This window comes from Microbulbifer harenosus, from assembly GCF_005771435.1.
GTDB lineage: Bacteria > Pseudomonadota > Gammaproteobacteria > Pseudomonadales > Cellvibrionaceae > Microbulbifer > Microbulbifer harenosus.
In genome coordinates, this window is record NZ_VANI01000009.1 from 255,640 (window position 1) to 274,040 (window position 18,401).

Annotated in this window: 17 protein-coding genes; 11 read left to right on the forward strand and 6 right to left on the reverse strand. The window is 60.1% G+C overall.

The features are described 5' to 3' along the window. Positions 1-167: 167 nt before the first annotated feature. Positions 168-2,786 (forward strand): hypothetical protein, encoded by a 2,619-nt coding sequence (locus tag FDY93_RS09195; protein WP_138235429.1) that lies wholly within the window; start codon positions 168-170, stop codon positions 2,784-2,786. 16 nt (positions 2,787-2,802) lie between these two features. Here FDY93_RS09195 and yciH read toward each other — a convergent pair whose 3' ends face one another. Continuing rightward, entirely contained in the window at positions 2,803-3,126 is a 324-nt protein-coding gene (gene yciH / locus FDY93_RS09200; protein ID WP_138235430.1) for a stress response translation initiation inhibitor YciH, read from the reverse strand. 155 nt (positions 3,127-3,281) lie between these two features. Between yciH and FDY93_RS09205 the strand changes: the two genes are divergently transcribed. From FDY93_RS09205 to FDY93_RS09240, 8 genes are all read left to right on the forward strand, one after another. Continuing rightward, positions 3,282-4,115, forward strand: a complete 834-nt coding sequence (locus FDY93_RS09205; RefSeq protein WP_138235431.1) for an ion transporter — start codon at positions 3,282-3,284, stop codon at positions 4,113-4,115. Positions 4,116-4,261: 146 nt separating this feature from the next. Further along, complete coding sequence (locus FDY93_RS09210; RefSeq protein ID WP_138235432.1) at positions 4,262-5,407, forward strand: serine hydrolase domain-containing protein; 1,146 nt, start codon at positions 4,262-4,264, stop codon at positions 5,405-5,407. A gap of 57 nt (positions 5,408-5,464) precedes the next feature. Beyond that, positions 5,465-5,692 (forward strand): SlyX family protein, encoded by a 228-nt coding sequence (locus FDY93_RS09215; RefSeq protein WP_138235433.1) that lies wholly within the window; start codon positions 5,465-5,467, stop codon positions 5,690-5,692. Positions 5,693-6,384: 692 nt separating this feature from the next. Next, entirely contained in the window at positions 6,385-7,035 is a 651-nt protein-coding gene (locus FDY93_RS09220) for a YiaD family glycine zipper/OmpA-like lipoprotein (RefSeq protein ID WP_138235434.1), read from the forward strand. A gap of 156 nt (positions 7,036-7,191) precedes the next feature. Further along, positions 7,192-7,683 carry a hypothetical protein gene (locus tag FDY93_RS09225; RefSeq protein ID WP_138235435.1) on the forward strand — a complete coding sequence of 164 codons (492 nt, stop codon included), beginning with the start codon at positions 7,192-7,194 and terminating at the stop codon, positions 7,681-7,683. Positions 7,684-8,005: 322 nt separating this feature from the next. Then, positions 8,006-8,470, forward strand: a complete 465-nt coding sequence (locus tag FDY93_RS09230; RefSeq protein ID WP_138235436.1) for a hypothetical protein — start codon at positions 8,006-8,008, stop codon at positions 8,468-8,470. Between the two features lie 122 nt (positions 8,471-8,592). After that, on the forward strand, positions 8,593-8,961 hold the full coding sequence (locus tag FDY93_RS09235; RefSeq protein ID WP_138235437.1) for a SpoIIAA family protein: 369 nt from the start codon (positions 8,593-8,595) through the stop codon (positions 8,959-8,961). Positions 8,962-8,993: 32 nt separating this feature from the next. Continuing rightward, a complete protein-coding gene (locus FDY93_RS09240; RefSeq protein ID WP_138235438.1) occupies positions 8,994-9,791 on the forward strand; it encodes a class I SAM-dependent methyltransferase in 798 nt (265 codons plus the stop codon). 18 nt (positions 9,792-9,809) lie between these two features. On the opposite strand, the gene FDY93_RS09245 is transcribed toward FDY93_RS09240, so the two are convergent. The 4 genes from FDY93_RS09245 to FDY93_RS09260 all read right to left on the reverse strand — a co-directional run bounded on the left by FDY93_RS09245 (position 9,810) and on the right by FDY93_RS09260 (position 16,163). Continuing rightward, positions 9,810-11,195 carry an L-serine ammonia-lyase gene (locus tag FDY93_RS09245; protein WP_138235439.1) on the reverse strand — a complete coding sequence of 462 codons (1,386 nt, stop codon included), beginning with the start codon at positions 11,193-11,195 and terminating at the stop codon, positions 9,810-9,812. Between the two features lie 247 nt (positions 11,196-11,442). Then, positions 11,443-12,420 (reverse strand): tRNA 5-methoxyuridine(34)/uridine 5-oxyacetic acid(34) synthase CmoB, encoded by a 978-nt coding sequence (cmoB, locus tag FDY93_RS09250; RefSeq protein WP_138235440.1) that lies wholly within the window; start codon positions 12,418-12,420, stop codon positions 11,443-11,445. A gap of 16 nt (positions 12,421-12,436) precedes the next feature. After that, positions 12,437-13,177, reverse strand: a complete 741-nt coding sequence (gene cmoA, locus FDY93_RS09255) for a carboxy-S-adenosyl-L-methionine synthase CmoA (protein WP_138235441.1) — start codon at positions 13,175-13,177, stop codon at positions 12,437-12,439. A 10-nt stretch (positions 13,178-13,187) separates the two neighbouring features. Beyond that, entirely contained in the window at positions 13,188-16,163 is a 2,976-nt protein-coding gene (locus tag FDY93_RS09260) for an insulinase family protein (protein ID WP_138235442.1), read from the reverse strand. Positions 16,164-16,342: 179 nt separating this feature from the next. Here FDY93_RS09260 and FDY93_RS09265 point away from each other — a divergent pair, with 179 nt between their 5' ends. Together FDY93_RS09265 and FDY93_RS09270 are read left to right on the forward strand one after the other, a co-directional pair. Continuing rightward, complete coding sequence (locus FDY93_RS09265; protein WP_138235521.1) at positions 16,343-17,047, forward strand: DUF599 domain-containing protein; 705 nt, start codon at positions 16,343-16,345, stop codon at positions 17,045-17,047. 42 nt (positions 17,048-17,089) lie between these two features. Beyond that, complete coding sequence (locus FDY93_RS09270; protein ID WP_138235443.1) at positions 17,090-17,866, forward strand: methyltransferase; 777 nt, start codon at positions 17,090-17,092, stop codon at positions 17,864-17,866. 10 nt (positions 17,867-17,876) lie between these two features. Here the strand turns inward: FDY93_RS09270 and FDY93_RS09275 are convergent, their stop codons facing one another. After that, the gene (locus tag FDY93_RS09275) at positions 17,877-18,398 is read right to left on the reverse strand and encodes a J domain-containing protein (RefSeq protein ID WP_246068530.1); all 522 of its coding nucleotides are present in this window, start codon (positions 18,396-18,398) and stop codon (positions 17,877-17,879) included. Positions 18,399-18,401: the final 3 nt, after the last annotated feature.

The following is an 18,401-nucleotide window of genomic DNA, read 5'->3' on the forward strand; positions in this document are numbered from 1 at the left end:
GGTTCCGGATGCGATGGCGTTAGCGATCACCTTGTGATGCCCGTTGCCATTTTGTCATTCGCCGTTGACTGGCCGGCTGTCTGAGAACCAGTGCGCACACCGCTCAAGGGGAATCTTTTACTCTCACGCCTTCCTATATCCAGCAAGCCCTGTGCAGTGAGCTCCCGATGTCAGCCCAGCAAAAATTCCAGATTGTTTCTGCGGGTAAAACTCTCCGTGCCAAATCGCCGGCGGAGGTATTGCAGCAGATGGCTAGTGCGTTCTCTATCAAGACCGAGCAGGCGCGCAAACTGTTTGTTAAGGGCTGGGTGATCAAAGATCAACTGACTCCAGCGCAGGTGGTGCAGTATCGCACACAGCTGCAGCAGATCGGCCTGAAAATCGAGGTGCATCCGGCGGGCAAGTTCGACAACCGCGCAATCCTTGCCCGACTGCAGTTTGCCCGCCAGCGCAAGGCGAAGTTGAATCCGGAGGTGGCAGAAACGGCTCAGGTCGCGGCACCTCCCGCCGGGCCAGTCGATACGTCATCGGCGGATACGAAAAAAGCAGGGGGCAGCCTGTCTTCGCAAGACCTGCCAGCCAACCGGCCGCGCGTTCAGGTATCCCGTGAGAAGCTTCCTGGCGGTGACACGGGCGCAATGGCGAGTGCCCGCGCCCAACTGGAAGCGCTGTTTCTCCCGGAGAGCGCGCCCGAAGTTAACGTGAATGCCGGCCGCTTGGCCATACTGCCGGGTATGCTCGGCGCGGCGTTGGTGCCGGCGCTTTTCTGCTTGATGTTTGGCCTGTGCGTGTATTACGTGGGGTTGGCACTGTGGGCGATACCGGCGGCCATTCTTGAGGGCTCTTTCGGTTTCGCCACGATGGCGGGCGTGCTGGTTAAGCTAGTGCTGCTCGGTGTGTTTGCGGCGCTTTTGCCTATTCCCTATTTCTTTCCCGTGGTTTCTCCAGTGGATGGCGTGGCCGGTGAGCGGTTGCGCAAGCAAGAGGCGCCAGGGCTGTTTCTGCTGCTCGAGATACTGCAACAAAAGGTCGGCTTGGGAATTACCGGCAGGCTGGCGGGGCCGCGCAACCTCTCGGCCGCTAGTGCCACTACCGGCGCGCTGGTGGAGGTGACGCCCGGGGCGGAAATTCGCGTGAGGAAGGACACGGCCGGGCAACCGAGGCTGAGTCTCGGGCTCGCCGCAGTGGCCAGTTTGAGAGCCAGTGACGTGCTGGCGCTGATCGCCAGATCCATGTGCGGCTTTCACGGGCGCTGGAGCAGGCTTGCCAGCGACCTCGCGCTGACGCCAGTGCAGCGACTGCAGCAGATGCAGGAGGCGATGGAGCAGGAACTGACCTTGCTCAGCGCCGGGGCGGGAACCGCAAAAGTTCTTCAACCGCTGCACCGCTTGCTGGCCAGTTGCGGGCTGGCGCTGGTGCCGGTTACCGATCGTCTGCTCAGGCTGCATCGCGCCGCCAGTGGACCCCTGGCCCGGCGTCTGGAGACCCGTGCAGACTGCGCTGCCGCGCAGATCATCGGCAGCGATGGGTTTGCCGATTTTGCTGAGCGCTGGAACCAGTTATTACATGCGGATCTGGTGTGTGGAGAAATCAACCGCGAGGCGCAATTGGTGGGCAAGCGTCTGGCCAATGTCCCGCAAGCGGTGCGTTGGTTGCGTGCCAATCTCGATGAGCAAACCCGGGCCAGTATCGAAATGTCGATGGGTGAGACCACCGACTGCTGGAGCCCGGCGGAGCCCGCCGGGCACGAGCGCATTGCCGCGGTTGAGGAGCGCGGTTTCAACCCTCTGCTGGCGCGCGGTGACTTTTCCTTTCCGAAGCTGTTCTTGGACTTCGATGGACTGTGTATCAGAGTCAGCCGTGTGGGGGCGGACGACAGTTGCCGCGCGGTGGAGAATCATCTGCTGCTCACCGCCAGCCGGGAGGTCGAGGAGGCTCAACAGACACTGACAGAGTATTTCAACCGGGTGATTCCGCGGGAATTCCTACCCAATAGTGGACCAGCCAATGCAGAGCTGGCGGAGCTGGACCTGCAGCAGACCATCGACTGGTTGCGCGCCCGCCTGGTGGACTTACAGGAATTGGAGCAGCGCCACGGACAACTGCAATTGCACGGCGCGCGCATCCAACTGGGGGCGGCGCTGGTGCGCGCCAACGTGCGTATCGACCCGCGCAAATATCATCTCACCGGTACCACGCCCGCAGCCGCGGACGAAACCCGCAAACACAACCGGGTGCGCATCCAGGAGTGTCAGCAGCAACGAGGGCAGATACATGCCATGTTCCTCCAGCGCATACGCAAAACGGTAGTGGGTATGGATACGCCGGAGCGCAATACGGCTGGCGCGCTGCTGGCAAAACTCGCCCTGTTTGAGCAGCTGCGGGAGCCGCTCTGCGCCCTGGAACGCACTGGCGATCTGGTGTGCGAAATGATCGAGCAGCACGCCGTCGGTGAGCTGCCCGCGGCGCTGCTGCAGAAATATCCACCTCTGGCGGTACAACAGATCCGCCAGGTTTATCAGGTTGCCACGCACAACGAGGGCCTGCTGAGTGACGATCTGCTGCAGAAACTGGCCGCCTGCGGGGAAGGAGAGGTTGTCATCACCGGCCACAGCCGGTCAGGAGAACTCATTAGCCAGTTGCAGGCGCTGGAATTGCGCTGCAAACACGCGAGTGCGGTGGTGCACGAGGGATATCAGTTACTGCTCGCGCGCCTGTTGGGATTGTGTCTGGCAGAAGAAAAGCGCCGCGACATCAAGCCGCTGCGCCTGGCAGCGGTCATTTGAGTTGAGAAGGCCGGGATCAACCCCCGGCCAGCTTTACCTTGTAGTTTTTGGACTCCAGCAGCAGCTTAATCTCATCGCGCTTGTCGCCCTGGATTTCGATCACGCCGTCCTTCAGCGCACCGCCGCACCCACAGCGCTTTTTTAGCTCCGCCAATAGCAGCTTGAGCTCGCTGTCGGTACCCTCCACGCCGCGCACACAGGTCACGCCCTTGCCCTTGCGGCCCTTGGTCTCGCGCTGGATGCGCACATAGCCGTCGCCCTGGTGGCGTCTCTCACTAGGCGGTTCCTCTTTGATGCGGCCGCGGTCAGTGGAATAGACGAGTCGGTTTTTGTCGCTCATGGGGCTGCTGGTACGTCGATGATGGGCGGGCAAGGATAGCGAAGCGCGGGATTTCGATAAAGAGGGGATCAGACCAAGGGCGCGCAGATTGAGGTTTCGGAGCCGGGTTCGGCTAGAATGTCCGAGTATGCATCCGCCAAGAAGGAAAAGAGCGAATGGCGCTGACTGGAGCCCGCAAGTGGCTGAACGAAGTCATCTTCGGTACCGATACCCCCGCGGGTAAACTTTTTGACGTTGTCCTGATCTGGGCCATCCTGCTCAGCGTGGCGCTGGTGCTGCTGGCATCGGTGCAGAGCTGGTGGGTGCGCTATGGCGAAGTTTTTTTCGTCTTGGAGTGGTTTTTTACCGCCCTGTTTACCGTGGAATATCTGACGCGGATCTACTGTGCCCGGGACCGGCGGGAGTACATCTTCAGCTTTTACGGTGTTGTCGACCTGCTGGCGATTCTACCGAGTTATCTCGCTCTGATTTTCACCGGTGCCACCTACCTGATGGTGATCCGCTTGCTGCGCGTGCTGCGGATCTTCCGGATTCTGAAGCTGGTGCGTTACCTGAGAGACGCCAACATACTAGCGCGCTCCCTGTGGCAGGCGCGGCGGCGGATACTGGTGTTCTATGCTGGTGTACTCGTACTTTGTATCATCTTTGGCAGTGTGATGTTTGTGGTCGAAGGACCGCAGCACGGCTTTACCAGTATTCCCAAGAGTATCTACTGGACGATCGTCACCATCACCACCGTGGGGTTCGGGGATATCACCCCGCACACCCCGCTCGGGCAAACCATCGCCTCCATGACCATGCTGATCGGTTACTCCATCATTGCCGTGCCCACCGGCATAGTCACCGCGGAACTGGCACACGAGCTGGGTCGGGAAAAACAGCTGGCCCGCTGTCACAACTGCGGCCGCGCCGGCCACGATGCAGACTCCGAATTCTGCAAGCACTGCGGCTACCGGCTTGAGGAGTTCGAACCCACGCCGAGTGACTGACCAGGCGCATCGCCGGGTCTCGGGGAGTCCTTTGTCCGTTTCCTTAACAGTCATTGCGCTATCCGCTATCCTTGCGCCCCGTTTTGGCCGGTCGCGCCCCAGGTGTGCCGGTCTGTCTAACCCTCTCAGATACCGGACTTCTCCCAATGGATATCCAGGGATACTGCGCACCGGGCTATGAAGCCCTGTACGACGCTTTTGCCAGCAACTTTCGCGATCATGGTGATACGGGGGCATCCTTCTGTGCTGTGCTGCGGGGAGAGATTGTCGCCTCTCTGTGGGCCGGTAGTGCCGATCGCGATGGTGCGCGGCCATTCGAAGAGCATACGCTCACCAATGTGTTTTCTTCTTCCAAAGGTGTGCTCGCCCTCATTGCGCTACAACAGGTAGCGGCGGGCCGGCTGGATCTGGATCTGCCGGTGGCGCACTATTGGCCGGAATTTGCTGCCGCCGGCAAGCAGGATATCACCGGTCGGCAGTTGCTCTGTCACCGCTCCGGAGTCATCGCGTTTCGGGAAAAAGTTGCCGACGACCTGATCTATGACTGGGAGGCGGCACTAAGGCAAGTGGCGGCCACGGAACCCTGGTGGACACCGGGGTCGCGGCAGGGCTATGCGCCATTCCTCTACGGCTGGACACTGGGTGGTCTGATCGAGAAGGCCAGTGGCCTGTCGCTGATGTCATTGTACTGCGAGGGAGTGGCGGAACCCCTGGCATTGGACGGCGGCTTCGGCGCGGTGGGCCACCGCTCAACAAGCATTGCCGATGTGGGCCCTCTGAAAAAGCCGCTGCCGGAACTGCGCGATAACGCCATTGGCCGCTCCATTAAGGAGGATCGGCAGGGCCCGGTGGCTACCGCGTTTACCAACCCCGTCACCCTGATGATGGGAACCAATGGGGCGTCGTGGCGGGGTGCACTGATTCCGGCGGCCAACGGCCATTTCAGCGCGCGGGACCTGGCGACGATCTACGGCGATCTCGCGAGCGAAGCACCTGCGCTGCTGCCGGCGGATCTGCTGCGAACGTCCATTGAGGAACAGAGTCGCGGACAGGATGCCATCCTTCAGGCCGAGGTGGCATTCGCCTGTGGCTTTATTCGATCTGGGGAGGCCCAGGATCTTTATTTCGGCAGTCCCGCGGGCTTCGGCCACCCCGGTGCCGGCGGCAGCATCGGCTTTGCCGATCCGCTGGCGGAGGTGGGTTTCGGCTACGTCACTTCGCGTATGGGGCAAAGCCTGTTTATGGATCAGCGAGCGGTGGGGCTCATGCAGTGTCTTTACCGACTGCTGTAAGTGTCGAACACCGGAATACAGAAACGGCAATCGGGATTTGAACGCAGGTAGAGCACCATGGGCGATGAAGTAACGCGGCTTGCCGCGCGAGTGGATGAACTGGAAACCCGCCTGGCATTCCAGGAGGACACCCTGTCCCAACTGAACGATGTGATTGCGGTGCAGGACGCGCAGCTTCGCGCCCTGCTGGGGCGGGTTAAGGACGTGGCGGAAAAATACCAGGACCTCAGTTATGAACTGCAGAAGGGGTCGAAGCCGGAGGACGAAAAACCACCTCATTACTGAATCATTTCCAGTGCCGGCGCGCACTTTGTCTTCGCCGCTCTCTGTCAGGCGCTGGTCAAAATGTCGGCAACTCGTCGTGGGCGCCATCACCAAACTGTCACCGCAACGGGGTAAACTCTTCCCGCAGCGCGTATTTCCACCCGAGTTTCTGGAAATCTCCCGGAATCCTGCCGTTCTCCCCCGGTCAAGCCTTGACAAGTTTTTTTCCACATGTTCACGCGGCCTGTGGGTAGTGGTGTATGGAGCCGCCAAATTGGTACGGGAAAAACGAATTATCTTGTAACCTACTGATTTTTAAGGAATAAATCTTTGGGGCCAAAAAGTGCGCAAATCGCTGGGGGCAAGAGATGGCGCCGGCTTGGGTCGACTTTATTGCATTCATGCACAAAGTTATCCACAGATCTTGTGGAAGAACCCATTACAGGCGGGCACACCGAAATCAACCGTCGGTGGCAATGACCGGCGCCGGGTGTTTCCCAAGGAAACGAAATCCGGGTTTGTTCGCGGCAGGCAAAATGAAATGCAGAGGGCGTCAAATTTGGGATCTGTGCAGTAGACCTTAGAGGACTTTGCGCATAGTCTTCGTGCCCAAGGCGAATGTGGTTCAGCTTCCAGTCAGATTTCGGAAGCGATACTGCATTCAACCGCCGTATTTTTACCGGTTATCAGTAAAAGCGTTAGGAGAAGCTTAAATGAAAAAATGGGTAGCAATTCTTGCCCTGGGCTCACTGGTTGGTTGTACCACTCTGGACCCCTACACACAGGAAAGTAAAACCAGCAATGCCGCCAAAGGAGCGGGTGCTGGTGCCGTAGCTGGGGCCATCATCGGTGCGGCAACCGCCAGCAAGAGCGATCGCAAGAAAGGCGCCATCACCGGTGCGCTGGGTGGCGCAGCCATTGGCGGCGGTGTCGGTTACTACATGGACCGCCAGGAAATGGCACTGCGCCAGAAGCTGGAAGGTACCGGTGTACGGGTTCAGCGTGAGGGCGACAATATCCGCCTGATCATGCCGGGCAACATCACCTTCCCGACCAGCGGCTACGAAATCCGCACCGATTTCTACGGCACTCTGGACTCCGTAGTCCTGGTGCTGAAAGAATTCGACAAGACAGCAATTCGTGTAAGCGGCCACACCGACAGCACGGGTTCCGACGTTACCAACCAGACCCTGAGTGAACGTCGCGCCCAGTCCGTGGCCAACTTCTTCGGTTCTCGCGGTGTTGCCGCTGGTCGCGTGCAGGCGGTCGGCTATGGTGAGCGTTACCCCATCGCCAGCAACGACAGCGACGCCGGCCGTCAGGCCAACCGTCGTGTGGAGCTTGAACTGCTGCCGCTGCAGTAACAGACCCAAAGGGCGCTTCGGCGCCCTTTTTTGTTGATGATTTTGGTGACAGGCGAAAATGGCAGGGAAAGAAACCAAGGGTAGAGCGCAGGGATTGCGAAGGGGGAAGTGTTGAATCGCCCATCTATTTATACAGGGCCAGGTATGGCGTGCGGGATGGCACTGATGGCAGCCGTGGCAGTCGTCGCGGGCTGTGCCAATGAGCGCGTATCTGATGCCGCGCTGCACGCGGGCAATCTCGAAGCGCATCCAGCGGTGTCCGACAAGTCTCAGGGTGGCAGTGACCTGCCGCTCGACGAAGCCGTGTCACGTCGTGTTGCCGAGGCCGAGCTGGTGGCAAAAGTCCGCATCACCGGCGTGCACCGTATGATCGATCATGCGCTGTCGGAACCGGGCATGATGGCGATCCTCGGGTACGTCTATTCCGGTGTGGCGGAGAAAGTCTGGAAAGGGGAGTCCGCCAGGTTGCTGGCGTTCCGCCTGACATTGGACGACTGTGAAGAAAAGCTCCGCGAGGGCAAGCAATACCTGATTTTTGCGAGTGTCGACACCGAGGGGCGCCTGCAGCTGACAAGCTGCGAAGCGGCCGTCGCGGATGGCGAGGCGGAGAATCTGCTGGTACAACTGGACCGCTACCTACAGGGGTGACCGCTCATATCTGCCCGCGTTGCATCAGCCTGTTTCCCCGCAAAAGGCGCAACCATATAGATCCCGCCTAAATAATCCGCTGGTTGTTTAATAGCAATTAATACTTGATTCCGGGAACAATGTTCCTTGAAGTGCGGCAATTGAAGATTATTCTTATCAGTATTGGCGCCGACTTCTTCTGCAATCCCGCATTCTGCGAAATCCGTTGTGGCGCTGACCGGTAACGACAGGGCAAATTAATATCGCGTCAACTGGCGCAACGGGTAGAGGTTGGCCCAGCTCGTTCTGAATCCTGCACAACCGACCAGGGGTCATTGGGTATATGAAGAAATTACTGTTACCACTGATAATTCTGCTGTTGATCATCGGCTATTTTATGGCGAAGAGAACGGATCACAGTGCGGACGACGCCTATGACAAACTGGAGAAACCGCCTGCGGAAAGTACCCAGCCGGTACCAGACAGCGACTCGGGTATGCCGGATACCACTACTCCACCGGACACCACTACGCCGCCAGACTCAGAGTCCACCATGCCACCAGATGACGATGACGTAGCGCCCATCATTGACGACCCTCAGTCTCCCGACTCATTGCGCGATGAAGCCAGAGAAGCCGGTGATGCGATCGAGGGTGCGGCAAAGGAGACCGGTGACGTTATTAAAGATGCCGCCGAAGACGCCGGTGACGCGATCAAGGATGCCGGTGACGCAACCAAAGATGCCGCCGAGGATGCCTTAGACAAGCTCCGCGGCGAAGACAAAACCGAAGAGGAGCCGCAGCAGTAAGCGCCCGGAGCTTACCGTTAACGGTGTCTGCCAAAGGCCGCGAATATTCGCGGCCTTTTTTCTTTCCCGCCGCCGCATTCTTTCCTAGGCTGAAAAGAGCAGTAACAAAACTCTGACAGCCGATGATTGAGCACTGTTGGCATCACCACCACGACATTCTGGAGATCCGCCCGGTTGCGGAATTGAAGCCAGCGGAGTTTCGCGCACTCGCAGCGCAGGTCGATCCCGTTATCTGCCAGCATGGTTATCTTCAGGGGCTGTTGATCGATGCGCGCCACTTTCGCGGCTGGCAGAATTTCGCCGCTCTGGTTTCTCACTGTGTGTTTACCCGCAACCAGCACCGCCATGTGCACCGCATCGCGGTGCTTTCCGACAATGCACTGCTCGGCTTTATGCCGCAGCTGCTAAATCACTTTGTTGGCGCCGAAGTGCGTCCGTTTCCCGCCGACGACACTGAATCCGCACTGGAATGGCTGCTCTATCCCGGTTAAATTCCCCGCTTTGAGCGAAGGAAGAGCCCGTTATGCCGTTGGCAGTCATCGCCGCAGAGCCGTCGTATTCCGAGCAGGCAGAAGCACTGGCGGCGCAGTTGCAGTTACCGTTTCTCGGGCTGGTGGATGAAAAATACATCGACGACCAGCCGTATGTGCTGAGTTGTGGCGAGCGGCTGCAGCTCTGTGCCACTGGGCGCAAGGCACCGGGTCCGATTGCGGTGGACTTTGTCTCTGGCGCTGCTGCACACCGGCGTAAATACGGCGGCGGTAAGGGGCAGCAGATTGCCAAGGCGGTGGGTGTGCGCAGTGGCTTCTATCCGCGCGTTGTCGATGCCACCGCGGGCCTCGGGCGGGATGCGTTTGTGCTGGCGTCTCTCGGCTGCGAAGTGCGAATGTTGGAGCGCAATCCGTTGGTACACGCGCTGTTGGCCGATGGCGTCAGGCGCCTGCAGGAGGCCGCGGAGAGAGATATTGAACTCGCCCCCATCGCCCAGCGCCTGGTGTTGGAACCGCGCATAGAAAGCGCAGTGGAATGGCTTGAAGCACAACCGGCGGAGTCCATCCCGGTGATCTATCTGGATCCCATGTTTCCGAGCCGCGAAAAAAGCGCCAGGGTGAAAAAAGACATGGTGGCGTTTCACGAAATCGTGGGCGCTGACGAAGACGCGGATGCGCTGCTGGCGCCAGCCTACGCGGCCTGTTATTACCGCACCGTGGTGAAAAGACCGCGGCTTGCGCCGGACCTCGCCGGCGCAAAACCGAACCTGCGTTTCGAGGGCAAATCCGGCCGCTTCGATCTCTATACCCGGCACGGCGTGCCGGGGTGACGAAAAGGCTGGGCTTTTTCAGCAGTTGACCGCGTTGACTGCGAGCCCACCGAGTGACGTTTCCTTGTACTTGCTCTGCATGTCGATACCGGTCTGGCGCATGGTCTCGATCACACTGTCGAGAGGCACGATGTGTGCACCGGTACCGCGCAGGGCCAGGCGCGCGGCATTGATCGCCTTTACCGCGCCCATGGTGTTGCGTTCAATACAGGGCACCTGCACCAGTCCGCCGATCGGATCGCAGGTGAGTCCCAGGTTGTGCTCCATGCCGATCTCCGCGGCGTTTTCAATCTGCTGATTGCTGCCGCCCTGGACCGCCGCAAGGCCGGCGGACGCCATAGAGCAGGCGACACCAATCTCTCCCTGGCAGCCCACCTCCGCTGCGGAAATGGACGCGTTTTTCTTGAACAGCATGCCGATGGCGCCCGCAGTGAGCAGGAATTCCACCACCTGATCTTTCAGGTCCCCGTGCTTCTCCGCCTCGTGCACGAAGTTCACGTAATAGGCGATGGTGGCCGGAATCACGCCAGCGGCGCCGTTGGTGGGGGCGGTGACAATACGTCCGCGGGCCGCGTTTTCCTCGTTTACCGCGAGTGCATACAGGCTCACCCAGTCGAGGATGGCAAGCCCCTGGCGGCGCTCATCTTCGGTCTGTTTCGACAGCTCGCGGTAGTGCTCTTCGGCGCGGCGGCGCACACCGAGACCTCCTGGCAGCACACCTTTCTGGTGGCAGCCGCGCTGGATGGAGGCGTCCATCACTTCCCAGATGTGCCACAGGCCGTCTTTTACCTCCTGCTCGCTGCGAAATGCCTTCTCGTTCTCCATTGCCAGCTCGGCAATGGTCCAGCCGTGGCGCTCGCAGACATTCATCATTTCCTGCGCGGAGCTGAAGTCATAGGGCAGCAGGGTGGCAATCTGGTCCTTGTTCTGGAAATCCTCTTCCGACAGCACAAAGCCGCCGCCGATGGAGAAATAGCTGCGCTGAAACAGCAGCTCGCCGTCGGCGAAGGCCTTGCAGGTCATGCCGTTAGAGTGCTGTGGCAGGAATACATCCCGGTGAAACTGCAGATCGCGCCCCTTCTCAAAATGGATGGCGCGGGTGCCGTTCAGGATCAATTGCTGGTGCTCATCGATATACGTGAGACGTCCGTCGATGCGATCCACATCGATAGTGTCGGGGGCTTCGCCCTCAAGTCCCATCAGCACCGCCATATCGGTGCCGTGGCCGATGCCGGTGAGGGCGAGGGAACCGTACAGATGTACTTCGACGCGCTCGGTTTTTACCAGTTCGCCACGGGTTTCCAGGTCGCAGACAAATTGCCTGGCTGCCACCATGGGGCCAACAGTATGGGAGCTTGAGGGCCCAACGCCGATTTTGAACAGCTCGAAAACACTGATACTCATGTGTGCGGGGTGTCTCTCGTCGCGCGCCGGAAGTCCCGGCGCAGTTATAAGTGTAGTTATATGGCCCGCGGGCCTGTTGCTCAGAGCGGACACGTTCGCTGAAGCCTATCAGCGGCGCAACATACGGGCAGGAATTCAAAATATTATTTGGCGCGCGCTAGAGCTGGTGCAACAAACGACTAATTTGCTGCACCATGGCGCATGGAATATTGCGGATCAAAGGGGAGGGTTGGTCGCGATCTGCCGGTTACGCCGCGGTGGCCGTCAGGGTCGCGCGCAGGGGGGCCGGGTGGCCTTCGATGGTCTTGCTGTGGTCATTCGGATCGAGGAAATCCACCAGGGATTCAAAGTGCATCCAGTCGGTGCTGCGCTGTTCTTCCAGGCGAGTGCGATCCAGATCCACGGTGCGCACATCCACAAAGCCGGTTTTGCGCAGCCAGCTTTCCAAGGTGGCGGTACTGGGGAAGAAAAACACATTGCGCATTTTCGCGTAGCGGTCCTCTGGTACCAGGCAGTCTCCGAGTCCGCCCTCGACGACCAGGGTTTCCAGTAGCAGCTGGCCACCGGGACGCAGGGTCTCTTTGAGTTCGCGTAGATGATCCAGCGGCGAGCGGCGGTGGTAGAGCACCCCCATCGACAGCGTGGTGTCGAAGGCCTGCAGGTTGGCGGGCAGGGCCTCGATACCGACCGGCAACACATCCACCGGTTTCTCCAGTCCCAGGTATTTCTTCAGCGCGTAAAACTGCGCGACGAATTTGGCGGAGGGATCGATGCCGATGACCCGCCGCGCGCCGGCACCATACTGCCGCCAGCAGTGGTAACCGCTGCCACAGCCCACATCCAGTACCAGGCGATCTTTGAGACCGTGCAGGTGCGGCGCTACGCGGTCCCACTTCCAGTCCGAGCGCCACTCGGTGTCGATGAAAATATCGAATAGGGTCCAGGGGCCCTTGCGCCAGGGGTGCAGTTTGCGCAGTTGCGATTCCAACAGTTGACGCAGCTCATTGCTGGTGTCGGCGGCGCTGCCGATGCGCACCTCGTCTGCAACGTCGACAGAAGAGGGTGCAATCTCCGGTAGCGCCTGCAATACGGCCTGCCAGTCCGGCAGATCGCCCCAGCGCGCAGGGCTGAGGCCCTCGGCAATCTGTTGCGGCAGTGTGGCGAGCCAGGGGCGCAGCGCGGGAATATGCTGCAGCCCAGCGTAAAGCGGGGTGTAGTCAATCATGGATGACGAAGGTCTGTCAGCCGTCGCGGCGCTTGATGGCGATCAGCGAGGCAAAATTAAAACACTGGAACCATACATCGACGCTGCTGAACCCTACATTTTTCAGGCGGGCGCGGTGCTCCTGCAGGGTTTCCGGGATCAGCACATTTTCCAGCGCGCTGCGCTTTTGCGCGATTTCCAGCGCGCTGTAGCCATTCGCGGCCTTGAACGAGTGGTGCAGGTCGATCATCAGTTCGTGGTGATCCACGTCGGAGAAGGCGACCTTTTCCGATAGGATCAGTACGCCGCCCGGGCGCAGGCCGTCGTGGATTTTCTGCAGAATGGCTTCGCGTTCGCCGGTGGAAATGAACTGCAGGGTGAAGTTCAGCACCACCACTGAGGCGTTGTCGATGGCGACATTCTGCAGGTCGTCGCACACCAGCTGCACCGGGATCTGGCCGCTGTCAGCGGCCAGTACGGTGCGTGCGCGCTCGATCATCGCCGGAGAATTGTCCACCGCGATGATTTCGCAATCCGCCGCCGGGATCCGGTGGCGCATGGCGAGGGTGGCCGCGCACAGTGAGCTGCCGAGGTCGTAACAGCGGCTGCCGGCCTGGGCGTAGCGCTCAGCCAGGGTGCCGATCATCGCCACAATGGTGGTGTAGCCGGGCACCGAGCGCTGGATCATGTCCGGAAAGACTTCCACCACCGACTGGTCGAAGCTGAACCCGGCCACCTGGCCGAGCGGTTTGGCAAAGATGTCGTCCTTCTTGCTCACTGCCGGCAACTCACAGCTTCTCTTCGTGGAGGCTCAGCGCCAGGCCCGCCTCGCGGCCCTGGCTGCCGGTCACCACCGCGGTGCTGGCTTTTTCCGGCTTCAAGTACGTCCTGCCCACCCGCTGCAGGTCCTCCCGCGTGACCTCGGTAACCTTGCGGCGGAATTCCTGGCGCACCGCATGGGTACGACCGTACAGGTTGGAGTGGAAGGCTTTCTTGGCTTCACCCGCGGGGGAGCCGGGTTTGTCCATACCGCCTACTACGCCGAGGATTGCTTCTTCCACCTGCGAATCGTCGTGGGACTCGTTCAGCAGCCAGTCGATGGACGCATCGAAATCCTTCAGGGTTTCCGCCATGCGCGGGTCGCGGTAAGAGTAAAAACGGAAGGCGCCGATGTTCACATCGTGGCTGGCACCGCCGCCGTAGGCGCCGCCCTGTTCGCGGATGGTGCGGTGCAGGAAGCCGTTGCGCAGGAAGCCGCCGAGCACCGCGAGCGCCGGGGCATCCGCGTGGGACATGGACACCGTGGGGTAGGCCCTGGCACAGAAGTTAACCTGGCTGTTGGCAACCCACACCTCCTGGACCTTGTGCGGGGTGAAAGGCGCGTTGTCGTCAAAGTGGCTTTCCGCACCGCCGGCGACCAGAGGCTTCAGCGCCTGGGTAAAGTCGCCCAGCTTCTCGTCTTCGCCGATCAGCAGGAACTGGCGTTTGGCATTGGCAATCTTTTGGTGGATTGCGCCGAACTTGCCGGCGAGGGTTTCCAGCCCTGCGCTGGAATCCAGGGATTTCACCAGTGCCTTGAGCTGGCGCAGGCCGAGCAGGCCACCGGATTCGTGGCCATCGGCAGCGGCGCGGTTGAAGCCGGCGCTGGCGGCGGCCATGGCGAGGGCGTGGCCGTTGCCCACCACGGACTGTTCGCGGCGGGCGAGCGTCTGCAACAGCAGTTCCTTGATGCGCGGCAGTTCGTCAAAGCGCACGTCTTCGATGGTCGCCTGCATCAATTCGGTCAGTGCGGCCTGATTTGCCGCTAGCGCCTTGCCGGAGAGGATGAAATGGCCGGACTGGCTATGCAGGTCGTCCAGTGCCGTGCGGTGGCTGGTAAATCCGTGCAGGGAGCCCGCCACCGCAGCCTGCCACTGTTGCACCTCAAGGTAGCTCTTGCTGCCGAGACCGAGCTCGCACAGGGTTTGGCAGTAGTAGGGGAGCAGGTTGCGCTCCTCCTCGGTAAACTCGGGCAGGGTGGCGACCAGCTGCTGGTACACGAGGCCGTTGGTGCCGGCGCTGTAGCGGCTGACCTTGGCGCCGTCCAGGTCGATTTCCTCGCCTTCCACTTTGGGCAGTTCCGGCGGAATATCTTCCACGCCCACCTTGGGCAGGATGGATTCATCGTCTTTGCGCAACTGGCGCTCGGCCAGCGCCTTGGCGGTCTGCACGATCTGATGTTTTTCACCGTCGTCGAGGCCGGCTTTGATCTGTGCCAGCCGGGCTTTCTCGGCCTGTTCGGCGCGGTGGGCCATGTCCGGGTCTGGTGACAGTACCAGGCGCACCCGATGCTGGTTTTCCAGTAGCAGTTTGCGAGCGGCGCCGGCGATGAATTTCGGGTCTTTGATCTGCTCGCGCAGTTTTTCCAGGGTGGCGTCGATATTGAGCAGGCCAATGGCGTCGCCGCGGTGGGTGGCGCCGGTCAATGCAGTAAGGATCAGCTGCAGGCCGTAGGGGTAACCGTCGCCACCGATTTCGCGCTGTTGCAGTTCAAGCTGGTGCAGGGCGGCGGATACCTGTTCGTAGGGCACGCCGTTTTCCGCGACGTCTTCGAGTACCTTGAGCACCTGCTTTTCCAGCTCATCGGCGCGTTCGCGCTCGCTGCCCTCAATACCGCACACGAACACCAGCTCGCGCTGGGAGTCGTCAAGGCCACAGAGGGGGGAGGGGGACTGCCCCAGTTCGCTGGTTTCCAGCAGGTGCATCAGTGGGGAGGCGCTGTTATCCAGCAGCACACCGGCGAGCAGGTGCGCGGTCATTGCCTCTTCAAGATCGGTCACATCGCCCAGTAGCCAGCCGAGTACGATATGGGTTTTCTCCTCCAGACCCTCCTCGCTGGAGAGCGGGTAATTTTCCTCCACCCGCACCGGCGCTACGTAGAGTTTTTCTCTGCCTACCTCGATGGTTTCGTGATGTCGGTCGAACTTGTGCAGGGCTTTTTCTTCAAAGATCGCCTGATGCTCCGCCGCCTCGATATTGCCGAAGGTCATGAAAATGGCGTTGCTGGGGTGGTAGTGGGTGCGGTAGAAGTTCACCAGCTCTTCATAACTGAGGTCGGGAATATCCGCGGGCTCACCACCGGAGTTGAAATGGTAGGTGGTGGTGGGGAACAGGTATTTGCTCAGCTTTTGCCACAACTGGGACGTCACCGAACTCATGGCGCCCTTCATCTCATTGAAAACCACGCCTTTAAACACCAGATCGCTGTCCGGGTTGTTGGCTTCCGCGAATTCCAGGCGATGGCCCTCCTGAGCGAAGTCCAATGGATCGAGACGTGCGAAGAATACCGCGTCCAGGTACACGTCCAGCAGGTTGTCGAAATCCTTGCGGTTCTGGCTGGCGAACGGGTAGGCGGTCCAGTCGGAGCTGGTAAAGGCGTTCATAAAGGTATTGAGAGAACGCCGTATCATCATGAAGAACGGGTCGCGCACCGGGTATTTATCGCTGCCGCACAGCGCCGTATGTTCGAGAATATGCGCGACGCCAGTGGAATCTTCCGGTACCGTGCGCAGCGCCACCAGGAACACGTTTTCCGGATTGTCGGCAGCGATATGCAGATGCTGGGCACCGGTGCGGCGGTGGCGATACTCTTCCACGCGCACACCGAGAGATTCAATTTCGGCACTGGTAATCGGCTCGAATGCTGGATGTACGTTGCTCAAATGACGGCTCCATTGAATGAATTGCGGTTGCCGGTAGCGCCGGCTGGCAGAAACGGCGGCCATTTTAGCGCTCCGGGGCGGCGAATTGACAGGGTTGACAGGTTTGAGTTGACACCTGCGCCGCCGATGCGAAACTTCCGACATGAGTAAACAGGCGCCTGTGCAATCGGCGCTCTGCAGATTTCACAGGTACGGCAAAGTTGCCATAAATGTAGTTGATAGGGGAAAGCGCGTTGAACTGGATGGATTATGCAAGCCTGGCGGGGTTCTGCCTGACGTGGGCGGGCTACACCTTGTTTGCCCGCAGGAAGGCGAAGACGGCCTGGTGTCTGGCGTCGTCCATGCAGTGGTATCGGGTCGAATGGATGCTGCGCATGCTGGAGCGCGAGGTACGTATCCCGGACGCGGCCATCCTCGGCAATCTGGAGCGTGTCATCGGTTTCTTTGCGTCCACCAGTATCCTGATCCTGGCGGGTCTGGTGACCGCACTGTCGGCCAACAGTGCTGCGGTGGAAGTGCTCAGCAGTCTGCCATTTGCGCAGCCCACTACGGTGCAGCAGTTTGAACTCAAGGTGCTGGTTCTGATCCTGATCTATATCTTCGCCTTCTTCAATTTCACCTGGTCCCTGCGCCAGTACTCTTTCGCCAATGTGCTGCTCGGCGCTGCCCCGTTGATTGAGGAAGAAGAGGTAACAAGGGAGGAGCGTCGCCGTTACGCCATTAGTGCGGCCAAGGTGATCGACCAGGCCGGGCATAGTTACAACTACGGTCTGCGCTGTTACTACTTTTCAATGGCGGTAATGGGGTGGTTCGTTCATCCGGTATTGTTTGTCGCGGGCTTTGCTACGGTGGTCTGGGTGCTTTATATGCGTGAGTTCCACTCCAGAACTCTGCAGGCGATCCTTGCGGCTGAGGGGCGCTCCCTCGACCAGAAGCGGGAGAAGTGATGCGGGGGATACTCGGAATGTCTGGCTCGCGGCACCAATCCCGTGGCTGACCGCAATTTTGACGACCTCGCCCAGCGTTTCAGAAAACGTATCTATGGGGGGCTGAAGGGCGATATCCGGCTGGCGGTCCTGGGTCGGGATCTGGCGCCACTGCTCGATCCTGCGGACAACAAACCTCTGTGTGTGGTGGATGCCGGTGGCGGTCAGGGGCAGTTCGCTCTGGATCTTGCCGCCCGCGGCCACGATGTATGGGTTACGGATATCTCTGGCGAAATGCTGGCGCTGGCACAGGAGCAGATCGATGCCCGCGGGCTGTCGGCGCAGACACTACAGTTGCCTCTGCAGGCACTGAGTTCCGACCCGCGTGTCCCGGCGGTGGATTTGCTGTTGTGTCACGCGGTGCTGGAATGGCTGGAGCAACCCCAGCAGGCGTTGGAGGCGCTGGCGGAATGCCTGAAACCCGGCGGCTACCTGTCGCTCACATTTTACAACCGGCGTGCCCTGGAGTTTCGCCTGTTGCAGCGGGGAAGTTTGCGGCAGCTGGATCGAAACAGGGAAAGTGGTGACTGGGGCGGGCACGCCGGCAGCCTGACACCGAAGAATCCGCTGTTACCGGAAACGGTGATGGACTGGGTAGGGCAGACGGGCCTGAATATCGTCGCTCACAGTGGTATTCGATGTTTTCACGACTTCATGACGCCGGAAATGCGCGATAAGTTGCCGCCGGAGGCGATTGTGGAAAAGGAACTGTTGTACTCCCGCATCGACCCTTACCGCCAGCTGGCGCGCTACGTCCACCTTCTCTGCCGACGAGCTTGACGGGACGGGATCAGTGCTCGAGCTGCTTCAGCAGGAGCGTCTTCGCAGCATTGATGCGGGATGCAAGATAGTCATTGCCACCGCGATCCGGGTGGAATTTCTGGATCAGCTTGCGATGGGCGCCGATGATTTCCTCGCGGCTCGCGTGGGCGGAAACGCTCAGGATCTTGCGGGCTTCTTCCACCGTGAGCTGCGGCTCCCGGTCGGTGGCAGAAGCGTGGTCTCTGTGCGCCTTTTCATCGGTTGATTTCTGTTTTTCCGCGCGTGCCTGCGCGTGCCTGGCAATCAGTGGCGCAATCCACGGCAGGTGCCGCCCGAACGTACGCCATGCCTGACCGAGGAGCGGCAGAACCACGGCAATGGCGGCGCCAACCCAGTGCAGACGACCGGTGATCGCCAGTAAAACCGCCGCCAGCGCGAGGGCAATCAGTACCCATTGCACGAGCAACTTGCGCCGCTTGTCCGGCGGTGTGTATTTGAATTTCTGGATTGCCAGCCAGGCAAAAATGCCGACGGCAATCAGCAGGATCATACG

Excerpts from the sequence above, each read along its gene's own strand:
- FDY93_RS09195 (WP_138235429.1), top strand. The coding sequence starts at position 168 with ATGTCAGCCCAGCAAAAATTCCAGATTGTTTCTGCGGGTAAAACTCTC.
- yciH (WP_138235430.1), bottom strand. The coding sequence starts at position 3,126 with ATGAGCGACAAAAACCGACTCGTCTATTCCACTGACCGCGGCCGCATC.
- FDY93_RS09205 (WP_138235431.1), top strand. The coding sequence starts at position 3,282 with ATGGCGCTGACTGGAGCCCGCAAGTGGCTGAACGAAGTCATCTTCGGT.
- FDY93_RS09210 (WP_138235432.1), top strand. The coding sequence starts at position 4,262 with ATGGATATCCAGGGATACTGCGCACCGGGCTATGAAGCCCTGTACGAC.
- FDY93_RS09215 (WP_138235433.1), top strand. The coding sequence starts at position 5,465 with ATGGGCGATGAAGTAACGCGGCTTGCCGCGCGAGTGGATGAACTGGAA.
- FDY93_RS09220 (WP_138235434.1), top strand. The coding sequence starts at position 6,385 with ATGAAAAAATGGGTAGCAATTCTTGCCCTGGGCTCACTGGTTGGTTGT.
- FDY93_RS09225 (WP_138235435.1), top strand. The coding sequence starts at position 7,192 with ATGGCACTGATGGCAGCCGTGGCAGTCGTCGCGGGCTGTGCCAATGAG.
- FDY93_RS09230 (WP_138235436.1), top strand. The coding sequence starts at position 8,006 with ATGAAGAAATTACTGTTACCACTGATAATTCTGCTGTTGATCATCGGC.
- FDY93_RS09235 (WP_138235437.1), top strand. The coding sequence starts at position 8,593 with ATGATTGAGCACTGTTGGCATCACCACCACGACATTCTGGAGATCCGC.
- FDY93_RS09240 (WP_138235438.1), top strand. The coding sequence starts at position 8,994 with ATGCCGTTGGCAGTCATCGCCGCAGAGCCGTCGTATTCCGAGCAGGCA.
- FDY93_RS09245 (WP_138235439.1), bottom strand. The coding sequence starts at position 11,195 with ATGAGTATCAGTGTTTTCGAGCTGTTCAAAATCGGCGTTGGGCCCTCA.
- cmoB (WP_138235440.1), bottom strand. The coding sequence starts at position 12,420 with ATGATTGACTACACCCCGCTTTACGCTGGGCTGCAGCATATTCCCGCG.
- FDY93_RS09260 (WP_138235442.1), bottom strand. The coding sequence starts at position 16,163 with ATGGCCGCCGTTTCTGCCAGCCGGCGCTACCGGCAACCGCAATTCATT.
- FDY93_RS09265 (WP_138235521.1), top strand. The coding sequence starts at position 16,343 with ATGGATTATGCAAGCCTGGCGGGGTTCTGCCTGACGTGGGCGGGCTAC.
- FDY93_RS09275 (WP_246068530.1), bottom strand. The coding sequence starts at position 18,398 with ATGATCCTGCTGATTGCCGTCGGCATTTTTGCCTGGCTGGCAATCCAG.